Raw genomic sequence first — 4,412 nt, 5'->3', positions numbered from 1 at the left:
TCCCCATTTACTGCGCTGGGTATCGCCGCCATTCGATTACAAAATCGGACCGCAGTGTAACACAGGCAACTGCTTTAGCGGAAGGCAAGCGCCCCTGTCAGGTCGCCCGGTGRCAGGGCGCTGCGCTCGGCGAAGGCCTTGTTGCGCACGTCCAGACCCTGTAGCAGCGGCAGGTCGTGCAGGCGCGTGATGAAGCGCAGGATGGACGTGGTGTCGTAGAAGCTGTGGTCCACCGCGCCCTTCTTCGCATGCGGCGACACGATGATCGCCGGAATGCGCGAACCCGGACCCCAGCGGTCGCCCTTCGGCGGCGCCACGTGATCCCACCAGCCGCCGTTTTCATCGAAGGTAACGACCACGACCATATCTTTCCACTGCGGAGATTTCTTCAGATGCTCCAGCACATTGACCACGTGCTGGTCGCCGGACTCCACATCCGAGTAGCCTGCGTGCAGGTTGAGGTTGCCCTGCGGCTTGTAGAAGGTGACCGCAGGCAGCTTGCCTGCCACCACATCGGCCAGGAATTTGTTCGAGATCGGGCTGTCTCCCAGGCCGCCATCGCGCAGGTGCTCGGAGCGGGCCGATGTGCCGGGGCCGAACTGTTTGAAGTAATTGAAGGGCTGGTGGTGGTACTGGAAGTTCGGCTTGGGACCGCCGCCTTTCGCGTCCAGCGCAGCCTGGAAGGCGCCGCCATACCATGCCCAGCTCACGCCTTTGCGCGACAGCAGGTCGCCAATGGTGTCGTAAGTCTGTGGCGGCAGCACGGCCGGATCGTTCGGATCGGCCAGCGTGGTATCGCCGCCCGCAGCCGGACGAATATAGCTCGGCTGATAGGGCGGGGCCATGGTGTTGACCGCAAAGCCGTCTGGCGTGATGGCGCCGTCGTTGACGTACACCGGCTTGCCATCCAGTGCGGACTTGGGATTGTCGGGCGAAACCGCCAGACGCGTGCCGGTTGGGCCATCGGACAGTGCGCAAATCTTTTTCTTCGCGACGCTGTTTGCCGCGTCCGGATATTCCGGTGTGCGGCCCGAAATCAGGAACTGGTGGTTCAGGTAAGATCCGCCGAATGCCGCCATGAAGAAGTTATCGCACAGCGTGTATTCGCGTGCCACCTGCCACAGGCCAAGGTTCTTGCTGGTTTCGCCATAGTGGCCCATCACCATGCCGCCGGTATTGCCCCAGGCGACGAAGCCGTCGTTCTTGCCGCCGTTGATCTGCATCTGGTTCTGGTAGAACAGGTGCCACAGGTCGCGCGTGATCACGGATTCCGGCAGCGGCTTGCCTTCCGCATCGCTCAGCTTGAACGGCGCGTTCGGCAGATGTTGGATGTGCTCTTCCTTCACTTCATAGCGCTTGCCGCCGATGTCCTGCGGCGTCGGCACCAGACCGCCCCAGATCTTCGGCAAGGTAGGCAGGATGCTGCCATCGTAATCGCGCTGCTGGTAGTCGGCCGGCTTCAGTGCGGACATCGGCGCGGCCAGGCCAGGGAAGTCGGCGAACAGATTGTTGAAGCTGCGGTTTTCCAGATAGATCACCACCACATGTTTGACGTTGGCCTTCAGCTTGGCGTCCAGCGAAGTGTGCTTCGGCGCCGGTTTGGCTTCCACCATCGCGCTTGGCAGGGCAGTGGCAATACCGGTGGCGGCTGCGGCGCGGAAAATCTGGCGCCGGGAAGGCTTGCTTGGCTGGTCATTCATTGCGGGTCCTTGGTGATACGGTGAGCTGGCCATTATATGACAAGCTTGCTTCCTGCCAAGGTTGCTGGAAATGAAAAAAGCCGCTGAAACCAGCGGCTTTTTGAATTTGGTTGCGGGGACAGGATTTGAACCTGTGACCTTCGGGTTATGAGCCCGACGAGCTGCCAGACTGCTCCACCCCGCGTCTGAGGCAAGCATTATATACCGTGCTCACAGCTTCCGCAAGGTCGGATTTCAGGCAATGCCCAAACGCCAGAGCGAGGTCAGTTCAGCGGAACGGGCGGCATGCAGCGGATCGGACGGATCGGCAGCGCGCGGGTGCACCGGACGCACATCCGTGCGGCCCAGCACCTTCAAGCCGCCAGCGGCGATCCATCCCAGCAATTGTTCGCGCGGGCGCAGGCCGAGATGCTCCGCCAGGTCGGACATGACCAGCCAGCCTTCGCCGCCAGGTTCCAGATGGTCTTTCAGTCCGGCGAGGAAGCCGCGCAGCATTTTGCTGTCCGGGTCGTACACCGCGTATTCGATCGATGAGCTGGGGCGCGCCGGCACCCAGGGAGGGTTGCACACCACCAGCGGTGCGCGTCCTTCCGGGAACAGGTCGGCCTCGATCAACTCGACCTGGTCGTGCAGGCCGAGGCGGGCGATATTGTCGCGGGCGCAGCTCAGCGCGCGCTGGTCCATATCGGTGGCCACGATGTGCGGGATGCCGCGTTTGGCCAGTACGGCGGACAGCACGCCCGTACCCGCGCCGATATCAAAGGCCAGTTGCGTATTTTTCGGCAGCGGCGCATCGGCTACCAGTTGCACGTATTCGCCGCGCACCGGCGAGAACACGCCGTAGTGCGGGTGAATGTGCTCACCGTCCAGCGCGGGAATCGCCACGCCGGCCTTGCGCCATTCGTGCGCGCCGATCAGGCCTTGCAGCTCGCGTAGCGAAATCACGAAGGCGTCTTCGCCGCGCCCGTAGGCTTCATTGCAGGCCAGCTTCACGTCCGGCGCGCGGCGCAGCGGAATGACGTAGCCAGGTTCGAAAGGAATCAGCAGCATGGCCAGCGTGCGCGCGCGCTGTGACTGCGCCTGGCGATGCAGGTGGAAAGCTTCGGTGGGCGAGGCGGGCGCTTTCGCGGCCTTCTTCTTGCCCTTGCCGTGTTTGTGGTCGGCGCGACGGGCCAGCGCCTGCAGCAGCTGGCGCGCGTTCTGGAAGTCGCCACGCCACAGCAGCGCCGTGCCTTCGCAGGCAAGACGATAAGCCGTGTCGGCGTTCATGGTGTCATCGGCGACCTGCACGCGCTTGGGCGGCGGATTACCGGCTTCCGAATGCCAGCGCGCGGAGCGCGGTTCGCCCTGTTCGGTCCAGTGGATCAGTTGTTCTTGAGATGCTTGCATGGGGCGCCATTATACGCACCCGCCTGCGTCGCCTCCCGGCCCAGCCGATATATCGCAGGCGCCCAGCTCTCCGCGCGCATCGGCATCGATTCTGCGCCGTGCTTGCGGGATGAGCAGCAGCGGCGCGAACAGCCAGTAAAGTGGGATGGCGCGCATGATGGCGCGCGCGGCGTCCAGCCCTTCCAGCAGGCAGCCATTCTTGCGCACCACGATCTCGCCCTTGCGCAAGGGCGGCCGGCCGGGCGGTGGCTCGGTGGTGTCGCTGACCAGCCGGAGCCAGTCGAAGCGATGGTGCATGGCAGCATACTGCGCGCAGCGCTCGCAGTCCGGATGGCGGTAGATCAGGATAGGGTTCATGCACCTAAGACGTGCAAGCCACCGGATTTGTGACAATAAAAAAGCGGCCGGAGCCGCTTTTTTTATGCAGAAGGTGGCTGGGCCTGGCCGGCGGCCGGTGTTGCGGCTGGCGCCGCCTCGGCTGCCGGTGCGGGCGCCGCAGCTTGGGCAGGGGCGGGCGCTGGCGTTGCGTCCGCTGGAGCCGGTGCAGGAGTTGGTGCCGGGGCTGGCGCCGCGGCAGGGGCGTCGGCTTTCTGCGCGGTGGCGCCATAGGCGTTGGCGACTTCCTTGGCCTTGTTCGCCGGTGCGTAGGTATCCAGCTTGCTGTCGCTGTTGACCAGCTTCAGCAGGCGCATGGACAGCTTGCCCAGTTCGTCGGCGCCATCGCCGCTGTCCTTTTTCTGCTGGATGGAGACGTCGTGATTGTGCTCCATCAGCTTGAACAGGTCGGCCAGCGAGCCTGGGAAGTCGATGTCCGGGAACTCGACGGTCGGCAGCGGCATGGCCGGATTCTGGTCGGCCATCTCGGCGCGGCGCGAAGGCACGCTGGTCGCTGCGGCGCCTGCCTGTGCCGACGCCTGATATTTGATCTCGACTTCGAAGTCGAATTTGCGGCCGTCGGCCGTGGTGATCGTGCCCTTGCCGAGGAAATGCGAGCTGTCGGTCAGGCTCATGGCAGCGGCGTCGGTGACGCCGTTCGCATCTTCGCTGTGCATCACGCCCGCAGCGAGCGTCGAGCTGGATTCCAGCGTCACCGAATCGAAAGAAATCGTTGCGCCTTTGGCCTGGTCGCCGAACAGGTTCTGGGCGAAGGAACCGAGCAGATTCTGCGCCAGGTCCACGGTCGAATTGCCCAGGTCGGCAACCCGCTTTTGCATATCGATCCCCTGGCTCGACAGCGACACAGCGCTGCCCGCGTCCGCGTTCTTCACCGGAGCCGTACGTGTCTGTTTAGCATCCTGCGACGTCGCAGGAGTCAGATTCTGG

At 63.9% G+C, this 4,412-nt stretch carries 4 protein-coding genes and 1 tRNA gene; all 5 read right to left on the bottom strand.

The genetic code is table 11. The features are described 5' to 3' along the window. Nucleotides 1-74: 74 nt before the first annotated feature. Nucleotides 75-1,700: an acid phosphatase gene (locus AB4Z11_RS24270; RefSeq protein WP_442028255.1), complete on the bottom strand. Its 1,626-nt coding sequence runs from the start codon at nt 1,698-1,700 to the stop codon at nt 75-77. A 107-nt stretch (nt 1,701-1,807) separates the two neighbouring features. Next, a tRNA-Met gene (locus tag AB4Z11_RS24265) sits at nt 1,808-1,884 on the bottom strand. A gap of 50 nt (nt 1,885-1,934) precedes the next feature. Beyond that, a complete protein-coding gene (locus AB4Z11_RS24260) occupies nt 1,935-3,089 on the bottom strand; it encodes a methyltransferase (RefSeq protein ID WP_442028253.1) in 1,155 nt (384 codons plus the stop codon). A 9-nt stretch (nt 3,090-3,098) separates the two neighbouring features. Continuing rightward, on the bottom strand, nt 3,099-3,446 hold the full coding sequence (locus tag AB4Z11_RS24255; protein ID WP_442028252.1) for a hypothetical protein: 348 nt from the start codon (nt 3,444-3,446) through the stop codon (nt 3,099-3,101). Nucleotides 3,447-3,508: 62 nt separating this feature from the next. Continuing rightward, nucleotides 3,509-4,412 (bottom strand): hypothetical protein (locus AB4Z11_RS24250; protein WP_442028250.1); only part of this gene is annotated, 904 nt, incomplete at its 5' end.

Source organism: Pseudoduganella sp. RAF53_2 (genome assembly GCF_052113985.1).
Lineage (GTDB): Bacteria > Pseudomonadota > Gammaproteobacteria > Burkholderiales > Burkholderiaceae_D > Rugamonas.
Note: the sequence above shows the minus strand (reverse complement) of the source record. Positions and strands in the feature narration are given on the sequence as shown.

Coding starts and splice junctions, on each gene's coding strand:
- AB4Z11_RS24260 (WP_442028253.1), bottom strand. CDS start 3,089: ATGCAAGCATCTCAAGAACAACTGATCCACTGGACCGAACAGGGCGAA.
- AB4Z11_RS24255 (WP_442028252.1), bottom strand. CDS start 3,446: ATGAACCCTATCCTGATCTACCGCCATCCGGACTGCGAGCGCTGCGCG.